Source organism: Leifsonia sp. RCC_180 (assembly GCF_058138205.1).
The window spans coordinates 3,751,513-3,769,599 of the sequence record NZ_CP200340.1 but is presented as its reverse complement, the minus strand read 5'-3'; the positions used below and the strand labels follow the sequence as shown (position 1 = coordinate 3,769,599).

General features: G+C 69.5%; 17 protein-coding genes. 8 read left to right on the top strand and 9 right to left on the bottom strand.

Translation table 11 applies throughout. The features are described from left to right. The 3 genes from AB7E03_RS18460 to AB7E03_RS18450 are packed head-to-tail and all read right to left on the bottom strand — an operon-like array spanning position 1 to position 2,572. Complete coding sequence (locus AB7E03_RS18460; protein WP_489942758.1) at positions 1-309, bottom strand: thiamine-binding protein; 309 nt, start codon at positions 307-309, stop codon at positions 1-3. 15 nt (positions 310-324) lie between these two features. Continuing rightward, complete coding sequence (locus AB7E03_RS18455) at positions 325-1,665, bottom strand: hypothetical protein (protein WP_489942757.1); 1,341 nt, start codon at positions 1,663-1,665, stop codon at positions 325-327. Between the two features lie 46 nt (positions 1,666-1,711). After that, positions 1,712-2,572 carry an ADP-dependent NAD(P)H-hydrate dehydratase gene (locus tag AB7E03_RS18450; RefSeq protein WP_489942756.1) on the bottom strand — a complete coding sequence of 287 codons (861 nt, stop codon included), beginning with the start codon at positions 2,570-2,572 and terminating at the stop codon, positions 1,712-1,714. 88 nt (positions 2,573-2,660) lie between these two features. On the opposite strand from AB7E03_RS18450, the gene AB7E03_RS18445 reads away from it, so the two are divergent. Beyond that, the gene (locus tag AB7E03_RS18445; protein ID WP_489942755.1) at positions 2,661-3,278 is read left to right on the top strand and encodes an HAD family hydrolase; all 618 of its coding nucleotides are present in this window, start codon (positions 2,661-2,663) and stop codon (positions 3,276-3,278) included. A gap of 8 nt (positions 3,279-3,286) precedes the next feature. Further along, complete coding sequence (locus AB7E03_RS18440) at positions 3,287-4,360, top strand: NADH:flavin oxidoreductase/NADH oxidase (protein ID WP_489942754.1); 1,074 nt, start codon at positions 3,287-3,289, stop codon at positions 4,358-4,360. 14 nt (positions 4,361-4,374) lie between these two features. Here AB7E03_RS18440 and AB7E03_RS18435 read toward each other — a convergent pair whose 3' ends face one another. Further along, complete coding sequence (locus tag AB7E03_RS18435) at positions 4,375-4,752, bottom strand: VOC family protein (protein WP_441783908.1); 378 nt, start codon at positions 4,750-4,752, stop codon at positions 4,375-4,377. A gap of 213 nt (positions 4,753-4,965) precedes the next feature. Between AB7E03_RS18435 and AB7E03_RS18430 the strand changes: the two genes are divergently transcribed. From AB7E03_RS18430 to AB7E03_RS18415, 4 genes are all read left to right on the top strand, one after another. After that, positions 4,966-6,318, top strand: coding sequence for a hemolysin family protein (locus AB7E03_RS18430; protein WP_489942753.1), 1,353 nt, complete (start codon positions 4,966-4,968; stop codon positions 6,316-6,318). Further along, positions 6,311-7,348 carry a hemolysin family protein gene (locus AB7E03_RS18425; RefSeq protein WP_441783906.1) on the top strand — a complete coding sequence of 346 codons (1,038 nt, stop codon included), beginning with the start codon at positions 6,311-6,313 and terminating at the stop codon, positions 7,346-7,348. The genes AB7E03_RS18430 and AB7E03_RS18425 overlap by 8 nt, the downstream gene beginning before the upstream one ends. A gap of 120 nt (positions 7,349-7,468) precedes the next feature. Then, on the top strand, positions 7,469-8,020 hold the full coding sequence (locus AB7E03_RS18420) for a TetR/AcrR family transcriptional regulator (protein WP_489942752.1): 552 nt from the start codon (positions 7,469-7,471) through the stop codon (positions 8,018-8,020). Positions 8,021-8,096: 76 nt separating this feature from the next. Beyond that, positions 8,097-9,545 (top strand): DHA2 family efflux MFS transporter permease subunit, encoded by a 1,449-nt coding sequence (locus tag AB7E03_RS18415; protein ID WP_489942751.1) that lies wholly within the window; start codon positions 8,097-8,099, stop codon positions 9,543-9,545. Between the two features lie 58 nt (positions 9,546-9,603). Here the strand turns inward: AB7E03_RS18415 and guaB1 are convergent, their stop codons facing one another. After that, positions 9,604-11,043, bottom strand: a complete 1,440-nt coding sequence (guaB1, locus tag AB7E03_RS18410) for a GMP reductase (RefSeq protein WP_441783903.1) — start codon at positions 11,041-11,043, stop codon at positions 9,604-9,606. 135 nt (positions 11,044-11,178) lie between these two features. On the opposite strand from guaB1, the gene AB7E03_RS18405 reads away from it, so the two are divergent. After that, positions 11,179-15,054: a multifunctional oxoglutarate decarboxylase/oxoglutarate dehydrogenase thiamine pyrophosphate-binding subunit/dihydrolipoyllysine-residue succinyltransferase subunit gene (locus tag AB7E03_RS18405; protein ID WP_489942750.1), complete on the top strand. Its 3,876-nt coding sequence runs from the start codon at positions 11,179-11,181 to the stop codon at positions 15,052-15,054. A 32-nt stretch (positions 15,055-15,086) separates the two neighbouring features. On the opposite strand, the gene AB7E03_RS18400 is transcribed toward AB7E03_RS18405, so the two are convergent. Next, the gene (locus AB7E03_RS18400) at positions 15,087-15,425 is read right to left on the bottom strand and encodes a DUF7882 family protein (protein ID WP_489942749.1); all 339 of its coding nucleotides are present in this window, start codon (positions 15,423-15,425) and stop codon (positions 15,087-15,089) included. Positions 15,426-15,563: 138 nt separating this feature from the next. Further along, a complete protein-coding gene (locus AB7E03_RS18395) occupies positions 15,564-16,142 on the bottom strand; it encodes a TetR/AcrR family transcriptional regulator (RefSeq protein WP_489942748.1) in 579 nt (192 codons plus the stop codon). 102 nt (positions 16,143-16,244) lie between these two features. Between AB7E03_RS18395 and AB7E03_RS18390 the strand changes: the two genes are divergently transcribed. After that, positions 16,245-17,027 carry a VOC family protein gene (locus tag AB7E03_RS18390; protein WP_489942747.1) on the top strand — a complete coding sequence of 261 codons (783 nt, stop codon included), beginning with the start codon at positions 16,245-16,247 and terminating at the stop codon, positions 17,025-17,027. 45 nt (positions 17,028-17,072) lie between these two features. Here the strand turns inward: AB7E03_RS18390 and AB7E03_RS18385 are convergent, their stop codons facing one another. Then, positions 17,073-17,318: a zf-HC2 domain-containing protein gene (locus AB7E03_RS18385; RefSeq protein WP_441783900.1), complete on the bottom strand. Its 246-nt coding sequence runs from the start codon at positions 17,316-17,318 to the stop codon at positions 17,073-17,075. Continuing rightward, on the bottom strand, positions 17,315-17,929 hold the full coding sequence (locus AB7E03_RS18380) for a sigma-70 family RNA polymerase sigma factor (protein WP_489942934.1): 615 nt from the start codon (positions 17,927-17,929) through the stop codon (positions 17,315-17,317). Before AB7E03_RS18380 ends, AB7E03_RS18385 begins: the two co-directional genes overlap by 4 nt. Between the last annotated feature and the right edge of the window lie 158 nt (positions 17,930-18,087).

The following is an 18,087-nucleotide window of genomic DNA, read 5'->3' as shown; positions in this document are numbered from 1 at the left end:
TCAGTCGTCCTGCTCCAGCGCCGCTTCGAGCCGCTCGACTTTGCCGTCGAGCTCGCCAGAGTACCCGGGCCGGATGTCGGCCTTCAGCACGAGGGAGACCCGCGTGCCGTACCGGCCGACCGCCTCGGTGGCCCGGCGGACCACATCGAAGACCTCGTCCCACTCCCCCTCGATGGTCGTGAACATCGCGTCAGTGCGGTTCGGGAGCCCCGACTCGCGCACCACGCGGACCGCCGCGGCGACCGCGTCGTGCACCGATGCGTCCGCTCCTTCGCCGCCGCTCGGCGCAACGGAGAATGCCACCAGCATGTCTTCCTCCTTCTCTCAGCGTGCGCTGCCGCCGACCGGCTCCGGATGCGCATCCGGGGCCGAGCGGAAGGGCCACGCGTGGGCGGGCACCAGGTCGCCTGCCGCCTCCTGGCGGTGGCGGCGCCGCCACAGCGCGGCGATGCTCCAACCCAGTATCACGAAGTACATCACGTTGCGCACGGTCAGCACCGCGACCATCCCGGGTTCCGGCACGAGCAGCAGGTCGTAGAGGAACGGGTAGAACACCTGCGTGAGCCCGGCGGTGATCAGGACGAGCACGGCGGGCGTACGGAATCCGCGCCCCTGGTAGGCCAGCCCGATCACGACCGGGGCAGCCAGCCACACCACGTACTGCGGCGAGCCGACCTTGTTGAACGCGATGAACGCCGTCACGAGCGCGAGCGTCAGTTCCGGCAGGATCCGCGTGTACGGCGTCCCTCGGCGCAGCGCCCGGACACCGATCAGCATGACCACGATCGCCGTCAGGGCGAAAAGCGGATTCATCAGCGAGCCCGCGACCGCGGTCCCCTGCCCACTGACCTGGAACGTCAGCAGCTCGCGGTCGTAATAGACCTCGGCGCCTGGCACGCCGAACGCCGCCTGCCACATCCAGATCGTGCTCACCGGAGCCTCGATCTGCAGCCCACGGTCTGTCTGCATAGTGATGAAGCTCAGGATGTGCCACCCGGCCCCGAAGATCAGTGGCACCGCCGCGATCACGGCGGAGGTCGTCACGGCGACGAGGACGATATGCCACCGCGAGCGCAGGGCCACCACGGCCGCGAGCAGGATCGCTGCGGGCCAGACCTTGATCCACGTTGCGGCGGTCAGCACGACGACGGCGGCGCGCTCATGCAGCGTCAGCCAGAGCAGTCCGACGATCGCGAGCGACGCCGAGACGGCATCGAGCCGGCCGACCGCGATCGGTCCGAGCAGGAGCAGGAACCCGAGCCACCACCACGCCGCGATCAGGCGGCGCGGCTCACGACCCACGATCAGCACCGCGAAGGCCGCGGCGTTCAGCAGCAGCACCATGTTCAGCCACGCCCAGACGTAGCCGTCCGCACCGAACAGGAGGGGCAGCATGATCGGCACGATGGCGCCGAAGGGGTACACCCAGTCGGAGTTCACGCCCATGATCTGCGTGCCCTGCGCGGCGAGCTGCGCCCACGGCTTGTAGACCAGGAAGACGTCACCCAGGCCTTTGCCCTGATCGAGCGCGAGGCCGCTGATGATCAGGTGGACGGCGAGGAAGCCGATCCACAGCGAATACGGGCTGTAGAGGATCCCCCGACGGGTCGCCTGCTCGGCACGCGGAGTCGATCCGGCGCGGATCGGAACCGCTTCCATCCCCATAGCGCCACATCCTAGGGGACGGAGCGAAACGCCTGGCTGAATCCGGTCAGGCCCCCGAGCGCAGCAGGTCTCGCACCACCCCGGGCAACTCGCCGACGATGTCGAGGGCGACGATCGGGCCACCGTCCGACGCCCGTTCGCCGGCACGCCCGTGTACCCACGCGGCAGTGGCGGCGAGTGCGGCAAGGGCGCCGTGGCCGTCCTCGTCGATCTCCCGCGCGTGCGTGGCGACCAGAGCACCGAGCACCCCTCCCAGAACGTCGCCGCTGCCCGCCGTGGCCAGCCACGCGGGCCCCGCCGTCACCGCGATGTGCGGGCCTCCCGGAGCGGCCACGTACGTGGTGTGGCCCTTGAGGAGCACGGTCACCCCCAGGCTGTCGGCCGCACGTACGGCCCAGGCGGCAGGGTCGGCCGCGATGTCGTCGGCCGTCACGGCGTCGGAGTCGTCATCGGCGCCGGCCGCCAGCACGGTCGCCAGTTCGCGGAAGTGCGGCGTGACGATGACGGGCGCGGACGCCCGTCCGACCAGATCCAGCGCACCGGCGTCGATGACGAGCGGCGTGCCGTCGCGGAGCGCGGAGCGCAGGCGCTGTGCGTCGTCGTCTGGCCGGGATGCCGCATCCATGCCAGAACCGATGAGCCACGCCTGCACGCGGCCGGGTGCGGTGACCACCTCGGGTCTGCGCCGCACCACCTCCTCGGCCGGGCGATCGGCGCCCAGATAGCGGATCATGCCGACGCCCGTTCGGGATGCGCCCTCGACGCCCAGCACCGCAGCGCCCGGATAGCGGTCGGAGCCGGTCACCACGCCCAGCACACCGCGCGAATACTTGTCGCTCGACTCCTGGGGCACCGCGATCCACGACGCCGCATCGCGCTCCTCCCAGTCCTGCCATCCTCCGGTCACCGGCCGCCTCCGCTCCTCGTCGCCGTCAGGTCCGCATCGCGGCCCACGACCCATCGAACCCCTACCGCCCTCACGATAGGTTGAGAGCATGGCGATCAGCATCCCCGGAAAGGTGATCGTGTTCGACTACGGCGAGGTCATCTCGGTGACCCCGACCGAGGACGACCGCGCCGCCCTGACCGAAATCGCGGGCGGCGACGCCCAGGTGTTCTGGCCGGCTTACTGGCGGCACCGCAACCAGCTCGATCAGGGCACGCTGAGCATCCAGGCGTACTGGCGGGGCATCGAGCGCGAACTCGGCGAGAGCTGGGGCGACGCGACCATCCACCGCCTCTGGCTGGCCGATTTCCGCAGCTGGCTCACCATCGACCACGACACGCTCGACATCCTCCTCGACCTGAAGGCTGGCGGCACACGGATGGCGCTGCTCTCGAACGCCGGCCGCGACTTCGGCTCCTACTTCCGGCACGGCACCCTCGGTGACCTGTTCGAGAAGGTGTTCGTCAGCGGCGAGCTCGGCACCATCAAGCCCAGCGCCGAGATCTTCGAGCACGTCATGGGCGACCTGGGCATCACCGCCGAGCAGACGGTCTTCATCGACAACAAAGAAGAGAACGTTCGCGGGGCCGAGGCACTCGGGATCGCCGGGCATGTCTTCGCGACTCCGCAGGGGCTCCGGGCATATCTGGAAGGTCTGTCGTCTTAGATAAGAGCATGCCCACTCTTTTCGATCCCCTCACCCTGCGCGGCGTCACCGTCCGCAACCGCATCTGGACCTCGCCGATGTGCCAGTACTCGGTCTTCGACCAGTCCGGCATCCCGACCACCTGGCACCTGGTCCACCTCGGCAGCTTCGCCGTCGGCGGCAGCGGCATCGTGTTCAGCGAGGCCACCGCGGTGAGCCCGGAGGGCCGGATCAGCCCGCAGGACACCGGCATCTGGACCGACGAGCAGCGCGACGCGTGGAAGCCGATCACGGCGTTCATCGAAGAGCAGGGAGCCGTTCCGGCCATCCAGCTCGCCCACGCCGGGCGCAAGGCATCCACCTGGGGCCTTACGGGCGGCACCGGCACCGTTCCCGAGTCGGAGGGCGGCTGGCGCACGGTCGCGCCGTCCGCGATCGCCTTCGAGGGCTACGACCAGCCCCGCGAACTGGATGCTGCCGGGATAGACAAGATCGTCGACGACTTCCGCTCGGCCACCCGGCGCTCGCTCGAGGCCGGCTTCCGGGTGCTCGAACTCCACGCGGCTCACGGGTACCTGCTGCACCAGTTCCTCTCCCCGATCGCCAACCAGCGGACGGACGAGTACGGCGGGTCGCTCGAGAACCGCGCCCGGCTGCTGCTGCGCGTGATCGCGGCCGTGCGCGAGGAGGCCCCCGAGGCGCCCCTGTTCGTCCGGTTCTCGGCCAGCGACTGGACCGAGGGCGGCTGGGACGAGCACCAGACCGCCACGGTGGCGGCCTGGGCTCAGGACGCTGGAGCCGACTTCTTCGACATCTCCAGCGGCGGCATCCAGGCCGGGATCCGCATCCCGCTCGAGCCGGGTTATCAGGTGCCGTTCGCGCACCACGTGCGCAGCACTTCCGATGTGGATGTGAGCGCGGTCGGCCTCATCACGACGCCCCAGCAGGCGGCGGAGATCGTCGAGAGCGGGCAGGCGGATGCGGTCATGCTGGCGCGCGAACTGCTCCGCGACCCGCACTTCCCCCTTCGCGCCGCCCACGAGCTCGGGGTAGAGGTCGGCTACTGGCCGCCGCAGTACGTCCGGGCTCGCTGGCGCCGCTGAGGGCCGTCGGCGGGTCAGGCCGGCTGGGTCAAGCAGAGGTAATTGCCCTCGCTGTCCTTGAACCAGGCGGAGCGGCCCATCTCGTCCTCCGCGATCCCGTTCTCGGTTTTCAGGCCGGGGAAGTCGTAGTCCTCGAACACGACTCCCCGGTCTCGCAGGTGGGCGAGCGCTGCCTCGATGTCGGGCACCAGCCAGCACATGGCGGTGTTCTGCGCGGTACCGGCGTTACCGGTCTCGTACAGGTAGATCTTCGCAGCCGATCCGGTGCCGTAGAGCACCCCTTGGCCTTCTGTCCGCTCCGGTTCGAGCTCCAGCTTGTCGCGGTACCACGCTGTGGCCCGCTGCAGGTCGGAGGCAGGAAGGACGGAGTACGTGACACACGACTCCAACATGATGTTTCCTCCTTCATCCGGGCGCGATGATACGCGCGGTCGACCCGGGCGGGACTACTGGAACTGGGCGTCTACGAACAGACCTGCCGCTGGGAATCCGCCGCGGAAATCCGGGGGAATCGCGCATCCCGCGCCGATATACTGGGCGCCAAATGGACGACCCTCCCTCTTGTAGCCCATTCCGTCCCGTGAGCCCGCCTGCACGCGAGCGAGGTGACTGTCGTGCTCTCTGAGTGGATCATGCTGGGCGTCGGTCTGCTGCTCACCGTCGGCACCGGGCTCTTTGTCGCGAGCGAGTTCGCCCTCGTGAACCTCGACCGCGGCGACCTCGAAGCGCGACGCGACCGTGGCGAGTCGCGACTGACGATGACGATCGCGGCGCTGAAGATCACCTCGACGCACCTCTCGAGCGCGCAGCTCGGCATCACGCTCACCACACTCCTCACCGGTTACACGATGGAGCCGGCGATCAGTTCGCTGCTGCGCGGGCCTCTCACCGCGACGGGCCTGCCGGAGGGCGTGGTCACGCCCGTCGCCACCATCGTCGCGATCGCCGTCGCGACCCTGTTGTCGATGATCCTCGGCGAGCTGGTGCCGAAGAACTTCGCGCTGGCGCTGCCGCTGGCGACCGCCCGTCTCGTCATCCCTTTCCAGACCGTGTTCACGACCGTGTTCCGTCCGTTCGTGGCGCTGCTGAACGGCACGGCGAACGGCTTCCTCCGGCTGCTCGGCATCGAGCCGAAGGAGGAGCTGTCCGGCGCGCGCACCGCCGACGAGCTGTCCTCGCTCGTCCGCCGCTCCGCCAGCGCCGGCGTGCTGGAGGAGGACACGGCGACGCTGCTCAGCCGCACGCTCGCGTTCTCATCCCGCAACGCATCCGATGTAATGACGCCGCGGCCGCGCATCGAGGCGGTCCAGCGCACCGACCCCGCACAGGCGGTCAGCGATCTCGCACGGAAGACCGGCTACTCCCGCTTCCTCGTCATCGGCGACGACATCGACGACGTCCTGGGCGTGGTGCACGTCAAGCAGGCCGTCGCGGTCCCCCGGCAGCGGCGTGGCCGCGTCCCGGTCTCGGCGCTGATGACCGAGCCGTTGCGCGTCCCGGAGACGATGGGCCTCGACACCCTGCTGGGCGAGCTGCGGGCACGCGGCTACCAGCTGGCCGTCGTCGTGGACGAATACGGCGGCACCTCCGGCATCGCGACGCTGGAGGACCTGGTGGAGGAGATCGTCGGCGAGGTCGCGGACGAGCACGACCGCACTCGGGCAGGCGTGATCCGCGGGCGCGACTCGATCACGTTCCCGGGCATCCTCCGTCCCGACGAGCTGGAGGAGCGCGCGGACGTGACGGTGCCGGAGGAGGGTCCGTACGAGACCGTCGCCGGATTCGTCATGAACGAGCTCGGACGGCTGCCGAAGGTCGGCGACGAGGTCGCGATCGACGGCGGAACCCTGCGCGTCGAACGCCTCGACGGCCGGCGTGTGGACCGCATCCGCTACACCCCGGACCCGGTCGCCGTGGCCGGTGCCGATGTGAACGGCGAGGGGGCCTCCCATGAGTGACTGGGCCGGAATCGCCTGGCTGGTCGTGCTGCTGGCCGTCAACGCCTTCTTCGTCGGCGCCGAGTTCGCCGTCATCTCCGCACGCCGCTCGCAGATCGAACCGCTGGCCGAGCGCGGCAAGCGCAGCGCCAAGACGGCGCTGTTCGCGATGGAGCACGCCACGCTGATGCTGGCGACGACCCAGCTCGGCATCACCGTCTGCTCCCTGCTGATCCTGAACGTGTCGGAGCCGGCCATCCACCACCTGCTGGAGGTGCCGCTCCATGCGACGGGATGGTCGGAGGAGGTCATCGGCACCATCGCCTTCATCGTGGCGCTGATCGTGGTGTCGTTCCTGCACGTGGTGTTCGGCGAGATGGTGCCGAAGAACATCTCGTTCTCGATGCCGGACAAAGCCGCCTTGCTGCTCGCGCCTCCGCTGGTCGGGATCGGCCGGGCGGTCCGGCCGATCATCGTCGCGCTGAACGCGAGTGCGAACGCCGTGCTCCGGCTGTTCCGTGTCGAGCCGAAGGACGAGGCGGCGAGCACGTTCACGCTCGATGAGGTCGCGACGATCGTGTCGCAGTCGACCCGCGAGGGCCTCCTGACCGACCGCACCGGTGCGCTCACCGCCGCGTTCGAGTTCACGTCGAAGAAGGTTCGGGATGTCGCCGTCGCGCTCGACGCGCTGGTCACCCTCCCCTCCTCCCCGACGCCCGCGGATGTCGAGAAGGCCGTGTCCAAGCACGGCTTCTCGCGCTACGTCGTTCCGGACGCCGACGGCGAGCCCACCGGCTACCTGCACCTGAAGGACGTGCTCGACCTGGAGGAGACCGGCTTCGAGCTGCCGGTGCCGGCCAAGCGCATCCGTCGCCTGGTCACCGTGTTCGCCGGGAGCGACCTCGAGGATGCCCTGGCGACCATGCGCCGGTCGGGCAGTCACCTGGCGCGGGTCGTCGACGGCGAGGGCGCGACCGCGGGCGTGCTGTTCCTCGAGGACATCATCGAGGAGCTCGTCGGCGAGGTGCAGGACGCGACCCGTCGCTCGTGAGCCCGGCGGCGAGCGCCACCGTTCGTCACGTGCGCCGCTGCGCGTCCGGCCGCGCTCGTGACAAAGGGCGTCGGTCGTCGGTGTTGACATGCGAAAGAGAGTGAGTGTACAGTCACTCACATGGCACGAACACTCTCCACCGCAGACGACCGTCGGGAGACGGTGCTCGACAGCGCCATCGCCGTGTTCGCGGCGAGCGGCTACCTCGGCACCCCGATCGCGGCCATCGCCTCGGACGCCGACATCTCTCCCGCGTACGTCTTCAAGCTGTTCCCGAGCAAAGAGAGCCTGTTCGTCGCCTCCCTCGACCGCTGTTTCGAGCGAATCGAGGCGGCACTTGAGGCGGGGGCGCGAGCTGCCGACGGCGGCACCCCGGCGGCGATCCTCGACGCGATGGGCGGCGCGTACGCCGAGCTCATCTCGGACCGGTCACTGCTCATGCTCCAAGTGCATGCGCAGTCCGCGTCCGATGTCCCGGAGATCCGCGAGGCGCTCCGGCGGGGCCTCGCCCGCATCACCCGCTTCGCCACCACTCGCTCCGGCGCCGACGAGGATGCGGTCCAGCGCTTCGTCGCATACGGGCAGCTCTGCCACCTTGTCGTCACCGCCGGCCTCGAGGAGGTCCCCGAGACCTGGGCGCGCACGCTCACGCACGGCATCCGTCATCCCTGATTCACCCACTGCACTTTCCATCCATTCGCACCGCCCAAGAGTGATTGATCAATCACTCACAACGAGAGGAATCATCGTGGACAATCCCACCTCCACCCTCGCGGCCACGTCGGCGCAGCCCACCGGGCAGCCCACCCCGCAGACCACGCGGAGCACGCACCGCTGGTGGGCACTGGCCGTGCTCGCGCTGGCTCAGTTCCTGGTCGTGCTCGACGCATCCATCGTCAACATCGCGCTGCCGACCGTCGGCGCGGCCCTCGGGTTGAGCACAGCGGCGCTCGCCTGGGTGGTCACCGCGTACGTCCTGCCGTTCGGAGGGCTGCTGCTGCTCGGTGGGCGCCTCGCCGACCGTTTCGGTCACCGTCGCGTGTTCCTCATCGGCGTCGCCGGGTTCGCGGCCGCATCACTCGCTGCCGGACTGTCCGTGGACGGCACGATGCTCCTGGCGGCTCGCGCCGTACAAGGCGCTTTCGCCGCCCTGCTCGCACCGGCCTCCCTGGCCCTGCTGACCCAGCTCTTTCCCGACACCGCCGCGCGCGGTAAGGCGCTGGGACTCTGGGGCGCTGTCGCCGGGATGGGGAGTGCGGCAGGCGTGCTCCTCGGCGGCGTGCTGACCGCCGGCTTCGGCTGGTCGTCGGTGTTTTTCGTCAACGTTCCGGTGGGCATCCTGGTGCTGGTCGCCATCCCGCTGCTGATCAACCGCGACCGTCGGGGAACCGCGGAGCGGATGGACGCCGCCGGCGCCGCGACAGCGACCCTCGGACTCGCCGCCGCCGTCGCCGCCCTCAGCGAGGGAGGCACCCTCGGCTGGACCAGCCCGACCGTCCTCGGCCTCGGAGTCGCCGCTCTCGCCCTGCTCGCCGCGTTCGTCCTGATCGAGCGGCGCGCGGCGCATCCCCTTCTCCCCTTCGCGTTCTTCCGCAACCGGGACGCCCTCGCCGGCAACACCGTGATGCTCCTGGTCGGCGGGTCGACCGTGGCGCTGTTCTTCGCCCTGTCGGTCTACCTGCAGGAGGTCCTGCACCTGGATGCGCTCTCGGCCGGTCTCAGCCAGTTGCCGCTCGCGCTCGCCCTGGTCGGGATCGCGGGAGTCGTGCCTGCTGTCGTCTCCCGGCTCGGGCTGCGGCCGACGCTGACGGGTGCGCTCGTCGTGCTTGGGGCGGGAGTGGTCTGGTTCGCCCTGGCCGGAGGCACCGGATTCGTCGCGGGGTTCGTCCTTCCCACCATCGTCATCGGCCTGGGACTCGGCGCCACCTTCGTGACGGCGACGCAGCTCGCCGTCCGGGGCGTCGCGGAGTCGGACTCGGGTCTCGCCAGCGGCCTGGTCAACACGGCGCAGCAGATCGGCGGGGCGCTGGGCCTCGCGGTGCTGGGCGGGATCGCCTCGGCGCAGACCGCGGCGCTCCTCGCCGCTGGGAGCGGTGCGACGGCGGCGACGGCGGGCGGCTTCCTGCTCCTGTTCCTCGGCGTCGCGCTGCTCGCGCTGATCGGTGCGGCGGTCACCGCGCTGGTGCGCTCGCGCTGACGGCGCGGAGTTCGTGCGAGGGCGGTCCCGTGCGGGGCCGCCCTCGTGGCGTGGCCGCCTACCAGCTCACCGGCAGCGCCTTGCCCTCCTCGTAGCCTGCCGCCGACTGGATGCCGACCAGCGCCCGCTCGTGGAACTCCGCGAGCGTCCGCGCTCCCGCGTACGTGAACGAGCTGCGCACGCCGGTCGTGATCATGTCGAGAAGGTCTTCGACGGACGGCCGCAGCGGGTCCAGGTAGATGCGCGAGCTCGAGATGCCCTCCGCGAACAGTTCCTTGCGGGCCAGCTCGTAGGCGTCGAGCCGCTCGAAGCGTCCCTTGACCGCCTTCGTGGACGCCATGCCCCAGCTCTCCTTGTACAGGCCGCCCTTGCCGTCCCGGGCGAGCGCCCCCGGCGCCTCGATCGTGCCGGCGAACCAGGAGCCGATCATCACGGACGCTCCGCCCGCGGCGAGCGCGAGTGCGACGTCGCGCGGGTAGCGCACGCCGCCGTCGGCCCAGACGTGTGCGCCGAGTTCACGCGCCGCCGCACTGGTCTCGAGCACGGCCGAGAACTGCGGCCGCCCGACCGCCGTCATCATCCGGGTCGTGCACATCGCCCCCGGGCCGACGCCCACCTTCAGGATGTCGGCGCCGGCCGACACGAGGTCGCGCACCGCCTGCTCCGTCACCACGTTGCCCGCGACGATCGGCAAGCCGAGGTCCAGCGACTTGACCGCGTGGATCGCGCGGAGCATGCCGTCCTGGTCGCCGTGCGCCGTGTCCACCACGAGCACGTCGACGCCCGCGGCGGCCAGCGCCTTCGCCTTGCCCGCAACGTCGCCGTTGATGCCGACCGCGGCGGCCACCCGCAGGCGGCCATCGGCGTCGAGCGCCGGCGTGTAGATCGTGGAGCGCAGCGCGCTGCGCTTGGACAGGGTGCCGACGATCCTGCCGTGGTCGAGGACGGGCGCGAAGTCGATGCCCGCCGCATCCATCACCTGGAAGGCGGCACGACCGTCGGTGAGATCCTCGGCGTCGAGCGAGGTGAGCGCTCCGTGCAGCAGATCGCCGACCCGGGCGTCGGCGAGGGCCGAACCGAGCTGCACGGCGGCGAGGCAGCCGAGGTAGGTGCCGTCGCGGTCGCTCACCACGATCCCGTGCCCCTCGACGGCCGGGATGCGCCGCAGCACGTCGGCGACGCTCTCGTCGGGATGCGCCTCGTACGGGGTGTCGAACATCACCGGCTGCGCCTTCACCCAGCGGATCGCGTCGTCCAGATCCTGCAGGTGCATGTCCTGCGGGAGAACGCCCAGGCCGCCCCGGCGCGCGAGGGTCGCGGCGAGCCGCTTCCCCGTCACCGAGTTCATGTTCGCGGACACGATCGGGATGGTCGCACCCGTCCCGTCGTTTGGGGCGAGGGAGACATCCAGACGACTCGTGACGTTCGAGCGCGACGGCACGAGGAACACATCGGAGTAGGTGAGGTCGTGGCGCGGAGTCGTGGCATAGAACTGCATGGGAATAACGCTATCCCGCGAGGCTGATCGCCCGCACCGGAGTAGGGATGGGATTAGGCTTGAGGATCGGATGGAAGCGGGCGGTGCAAGGCCGCCCGGACGAAACGAATCGATGGAGAGAGTGGGCGATCGGCTGTGTCGAGCCAATTGACCGGAGTGGGAACCGAAGACGGCTCCGCGGGCGAATTCGGAGCCAACGAATGGCTCGTGGATGAGCTCTACGAGCAGTTCATCCAGGACAAGAACTCGGTCGACAAGTCGTGGTGGCCGACCCTCGAGAACTACCACCCGGCGGTGAAGGACGACTCGATCCCGTCGCCGGGTGAGACGCCCGCCCCCACCCCGTCGGAGCCGGGCGCACCAACCCCGCCGGAGCCGACGATCCCGAGCCCGGCCGAGCCCGGCATCCCGACTCCGTCCGAACCCACCCCGCCCGGCGCCTCGGAGCCGTCGGCGCCGGCCCCAGCGGCCGCTCCGTCCGCCGGTGGAGCGCCCGCGCCGCACCCGAACGAGCCCAAGCCGGTCACCACGCCCATCCCCATCATCGGCCAGCAGCCCGTCGCACGCACCACCTCGGTCGCGCCCAAGCCGCAGCCCGTGCCGGCCGACGCGCCTGTGACCGCGCCCAACGCGACCGTCGAGGCGGCGGAAGAGGACAAGGTCACCCCGCTGCGGGGTATGTCGAAGTCGCTCGCCACCAACATGGATGCGTCGCTCACCGTTCCGACAGCGACGAGTGTTCGCACCATCCCGGCCAAGCTGCTGATCGACAACCGCATCGTCATCAACAACCACCTCAAGCGCGCACGCGGCGGCAAGGTCTCCTTCACGCACCTCATCGGCTGGGCGCTCATCCAGGCGCTCAAGGAGTTCCCGAGCCAGAACGTCTACTACGAAGAGGTCGACGGCAAGCCGTCGGTCGTCGCCCCCGCCCACATCAACCTCGGCATCGCGATCGACCTGCCCAAGCCCGACGGCACGCGCGCCCTCCTCGTCCCGAGCATCAAGCGCGCCGACACGATGCGCTTCGGCGAGTACCTGGCCGCCTACGAAGACCTGGTCACCCGCGCCCGCAACAACAAGCTGACGGCGACCGACTTCGCCGGCACCACCATCTCGCTCACCAACCCGGGCGGCATCGGGACCGTGCACTCGGTCCCCCGCCTGATGAAGGGCCAGGGTGCCATCATCGGCGCCGGCGCCCTCGAGTACCCGGCCGAGTTCCAGGGCTCCAGCGAGAAGACGCTCGCCGGGCTCGCCATCGGCAAGACGATCACGCTCACGAGCACCTACGACCACCGCGTCATCCAGGGCGCCGGCTCCGGCGAGTTCCTGAAGATCGTGCACGAGATGCTCATCGGCAAGCGCAGCTTCTACGAGGACATCTTCTCCGAGCTGCGCATCCCGTACATGCCGATCCACTGGAACCCGGACATCAGCGTCGACCTGGCGAGCGCCGTCGACAAGACCGCCCGCGTCCAGGAGCTCATCAACTCGTACCGCGTGCGCGGCCACCTGATGGCCGACATCGACCCGCTCGAGTACAAGCAGCGCACCCACCCCGACCTCGAGATCGAGAGCCACGGGCTCACCTTCTGGGACCTCGACCGCGAGTTCGTCACCGGCCAGTTCGGCGACAAGCGCACCATGAAGCTGCGCGACATCCTCGGCGTGCTCCGCGACTCCTACTGCCGCACCGTCGGTATCGAGTACATGCACATCCAGGACCCGGCGCAGCGCAAGTGGTTCCAGAACAAGCTGGAGCGGCCCTACCAGAAGCCGACGCACGACGAGCAGCTGCGCATCCTCGGCAAGCTCAACGAGGCGGAGGCGTTCGAGACCTTCCTGCAGACCAAGTACGTCGGCCAGAAGCGGTTCAGCCTCGAGGGCGGCGAATCGACCATCGCGATGCTCGACGCCATCCTGCAGGGTGCAGCCGAGGCCGAGCTGGACGAGGTCGCCATCGGTATGGCGCACCGCGGCCGGCTCAACGTCCTGACCAACATCGCAGGCAAGACGTACGGCCAGATCTTCCGCGAGTTCGAGGGCACGCAGGACCCGCGCACGGTGCAGGGCTCCGGCGACGTGAAGTACCACCTCGGCACCGAGGGCACCTTCAAGGGCGCCGGTGGCGAGGAGATCCCCGTCTACCTCGCGGCTAACCCGTCGCACCTGGAGGCGGTCGACGGCGTGCTCGAAGGCATCGTCCGCGCCAAGCAGGACCGTCGCCCGGCCGGCACGTTCCTCACCCTGCCCATCCTCATCCACGGCGACGCGGCCATGGCCGGTCAGGGCATCGTGGCCGAGCAGATGCAGATGTCGCAGTTGCGGGCCTACCGCACCGGCGGCACCATCCACGTCAACATCAACAACCAGGTCGGCTTCACCACCCCTCCGGGCGAGGGCCGTAGCTCGGTGTACTCCACCGACGTCGCCAAGACCATCCAGGCGCCGATCTTCCACGTGAACGGCGACGACCCGGAGGCGGTCGTCCGCGTCGCAGAGATCGCGTTCGCGTACCGCCAGGAGTTCAAGCGCGACGTGGTCATCGACCTCGTCTGCTACCGCCGCCGCGGCCACAACGAGGGCGACGACCCGTCGATGACGCAGCCGCTGATGTACAGCCTCATCGAGGCGAAGCGCTCGGTGCGCCGCCTCTACACCGAGGCGCTCGTCGGCCGCGGTGACATCACCGAGGAGGAGTACGAGCAGGCGCACCGCGACTTCCAGGACCGCCTGGAGCGCGCGTTCATGGAGACGCACGCGGCGCAGACCAACTCGACACCCGTCCTGAACGCGGACGAGTCCGGCGACCTGGAGCAGGCAGCGCCTGTGGAGGACAACGTCGGCGAGCCGGAGACGACGGCGGTCAGCGAGCAGGTCATCCACATGATCGGCGACGCCTTCAACAACCCGCCCGCCGGGTTCACGGTGCACCCGAAGCTGCAGCAGCTGCTCAACAAGCGCAGCGAGATGAGCCGCAACGGCGGCATCGACTGGGGCTTCGGCGAGCTGCTCGCCCTCGGCACGTTGCTGGTGGAGGGCACCCCGGTGCGCCTCGCCGGCCAGGATGCGCGCCGCGGCACGTTCGTGCAGCGCCACGCCGTCCTCCACGATCGCGTCAACGGCCAGGAATGGCTGCCGCTCGCGAACCTCAGCGACAACCAGGCGAAGTTCTGGATCTACGACTCGCTGCTGAGCGAGTACGCCGCGATGGGCTTCGAGTACGGCTACTCGGTCGAGCGAGCGGATGCGCTGGTGCTCTGGGAGGCCCAGTTCGGCGACTTCGCCAACGGCGCCCAGATCATCATCGACGAGTTCATCTCTGCGGCCGAGCAGAAGTGGGGACAGCGGTCGTCGCTGGTCCTGCTCCTCCCCCACGGCTACGAGGGTCAGGGACCGGACCACTCCAGCGCCCGCATCGAGCGGTACCTGCAGATGTGCGCCGAGAAGAACATGACCGTCGCGCGCCCGTCGACCCCGGCGTCGTACTTCCATCTGCTCCGCCGCCAGGCGTACGCCCGGCCGCGCCGGCCGCTGGTCGTCTTCACCCCGAAAGCGATGCTGCGACTCCGTGGGGCGTCGAGCAACGTCGAGGACTTCACGAGCGGCCGCTTCGAGCCGGTGATCGACGACAAGCGGATCACGGACAAGTCGAGCGTCAAGCGCGTCCTGCTCATGGCCGGCAAGCTGTACTACGACCTGCTCAACGAGCTGGAGAAGAACCCGAACCCCGAGATCGCCCTGGTGCGGGTGGAGCAGTACTACCCGCTGCCCGCCGCCGAGCTCAAGGCCGTGGTCGACTCCTACCCGGATGCAGAACTCGTCTGGGTGCAGGACGAGCCGGAGAACCAGGGCGCCTGGCCGTTCATGATCCTCGAGACCTCGAAGCTCGGCCCGCGGCCGCTCGGCGTGGTCTCCCGGCCGCCGTCGGCGTCGCCCGCCGCCGGCTCGGCGAAGCGCCACGCTCAGGAGCAGCAGGTCCTCATCCAGCGCGCGTTGACGCTCTAGCGCGACTGCGGCGCCGTGATACGGCGCCGCAGTCAGGCCGCGGAGGGGATCCTCTCCGACTGCCAAGCGACGGCCTCCGCCTCGGACATCACCTGCATCCCGCCGGAGCGGTCGACGAATCCGCGCAGGCACTCGATCCAGGCAGGATTGAGCGACGGTGGGCGCGAGCCTGAGAACACGAACGCCAGCGGGATCTCCCGGCTCACCCACAGGCTGATGCGGCCGCCACCGCGCTCGCGGGCAACCGACCAGTTCACGAGGAAGCTTTCGTGGCGACGGAGCTTGCCGACGATGGCGACCTTGAGGTGACTCAGCGTGCGGTCGTCCATGTCGTAGGACGTGCCGCCGCTGCCATAGATGAGCTTGCCCATGCGGATCTGGTCTTTCGTGAGCCGCGCCGTGCGCGGAAGCCATGTAGCTTACAGCTGTAAACTAAGGCTCGAGGATACGCAAGGATCCTGGACGGGTTCCGAACCCCGGCTGCGGAGAAGCTGGGCGAGCGATGGACCTCACGCGTCCGACCGGCGGACGAGTCCCGTCTCCAGCAGCGCGCGTACCGCGCGCAGGTCGCCCACGAAATCCCGCTCGCCCTTCTCGCGGAGCCACCGCATCCGCAGCCCGTCGAGCACGATCCCGACAGCTGCGACTGCCGCCGCCGGATCCTCGTATTCCCGTTCAAGGATGGGACGCAGCAGTTGCACGTTCGCGTCGAAGCGGGAGACGAAGTAGAGATGCGCGGGGTGCGTGGAGTCCATGACCGCTTCCGCTTCGAGCGCGTCGAAGCGGACGCGCTCTGCGGCCTGGGCGACGAACAGGTCGGCCGCGCGGTCGAGCACCTCGATGAACGTCAGCCGGCCGGGCGCAGCGACGAGGATGTCGGTCAGTTCGGTGCTGTCCCGCCAGGCGAGCACCGCCTCCAGCAGCGACTCCATCGTGGGAAAGTGCTTCGCCACGCCTGGGGCGCTCATCCCGGCCCGACGGGCGACTTCACGCAGGCTCAGGCGCCGGAACCCGAGCTCGGCCATCGCCTCCTGCGCGACCTGCACGATCTCGGCGCGACGCACGTCCGCGGGAAGTCGTCGAACCACTCGCTCCTCCTGTCGCGCACCGACGACCACATTACGCCGAGAGGTGGGCGCCCGGCCGCCGGCACTGGTGCGCCGTGGGCGCGCGCGGCGTAGCGTGAGCCCATGACCGTCGTGACGAACCACCGCCTCGGAGAGCCCTGCTGGGTCGACTACGCGAGCACCGACGTACCGCGCGCCCGCGACTTCTACACGAGCCTGTTCGGCTGGACCGCGGACACCGCGGGCGAGGAGTACGGGGGCTACGTGACGTTCCGGCGCGACGGGCGTGCCGTCGCGGGCCTCGGCCCGGTGATGGGCGACGCGCAGGGCGACAGTTGGCTCACCTACCTCCTGGTCGAGGATGCCGACACCGCCGAGAAGGCGGCGATCGAGGCCAGAGCCCAGGTGATCGCACCGACGATGACCGTCGGCGACCAGGGCAGACTGGCCGTGCTCGCCGACCCGGGGGGCGCCGTCATCGGCCTGTGGGATCCCGAGCAGCATCGCGGCTTCGAGCTCGTCGCCGAGGTCGGCGCGCCCTCCTGGCACGAACTGTACGCGCGCGACTTCGCGGCCCAGGTCGGCTTCTACACGAAGGTCTTCGGCTGGACGACGCAGGTGCTCGGCGACACGGCCGACTTCCGCTACTCCACGTTCGGCGATCCGGATTCACCCAGCGGCGGTGTCTACGACGCGAACGGGATGCTCCCTCAGGGCGTCCCCTCGCACTGGGTCATCTACTTCGGCGTGGCGGACGCGGCGGCAGCGGCCCAGCGGATCGTGGAGCTGGGCGGGACGGTGGTGCGCGACCCATGGGACAGCGAGTTCGGGCGGTTCGCCCAGGCGAGCGACCCGCTCGGCGGCCTGTTCTTCCTCCACGAGGTGGGATCCGGCAGCGCTGCCTGACCGCCACGCGGGCGAGCCCTGCGAACGGGCTCGGTGAACGCCGGTCTAGTGGACGCTGGCCTGGAACGAGCGGATGCGGAGCAGCACCTCGGTGCGGAGCGTCTCGGGCGCGGTCTCCTTGCACGCCCGCTGCACCACCTCGGTCAGCACAACGCTGAGGTGCGCCTCGTCGGAGCATCCGGCGCAGTTCGCCAGGTGCTCGCGCACGTCGGCAGCATCCTCGCTGCACAGCTCGTTGCGCAGGTACTCCTCGAGTTCGGCCTTGGCCTTGTCACAACCGCAGTCGGTCATTTCTTGCTCCTGGGGGTCTGCACGGCCCGGTCTCCCTGAACGGCGGAGAGCCCACGCTCGTGCGCGTAGTCGGTCAGAAGCTCCCGAAGCATGCGACGGCCGCGGTGGAGGCGGCTCATCACGGTGCCGATCGGGGTCTTCATGATGTCGGCGATCTCCTGGTAGGAGAACCCCTCGACATCGGCGAGGTACACGGCCAGCCGGAAGTCTTCCGGGATGGCCTGCAGCGCGTCCTTGACGGCGCTGTCCGGCAGGTGATCGATCGCTTCGGCCTCGGCCGAGCGGCTCGACGACGAGGACATGGATTCCGCGCCTCCGAGCTGCCAGTCCTCGAGCTCGTCGATCGTCCCCTGGTAGGGCTCGCGCTGCTTCTTGCGGTACGTGTTGATGAAGGTGTTCGTGAGGATGCGGTACAGCCAGGCCTTCAGGTTGGTTCCCTGCTGGAACTGGTTGAAGGCCGAGTACGCCTTCACGAACGTCTCCTGCACGAGGTCCTGCGCGTCGGACGGGTTTCTGGTCATCCGCAGGGCAGCCGCATACAGCTGATCCATGAACGGCAGGGCCTGCTCCTCGAAGAGGGGGCCCAGATCCTCGGTCTCGGTGGTGCTCATCACCGGCCAGTCTAGTTGCGCGGCCGGTGCTGCGCCCCAGGTCGAGGATCCGGCGGGGTCGGCGAACCGTCGGCTCGAGACGCGAGGTGCGTCGAGTACGGCGGTGGCGGCCACGGGTGGATCCTTCCTCATACCGGGAACACGGATAATCTTGACAA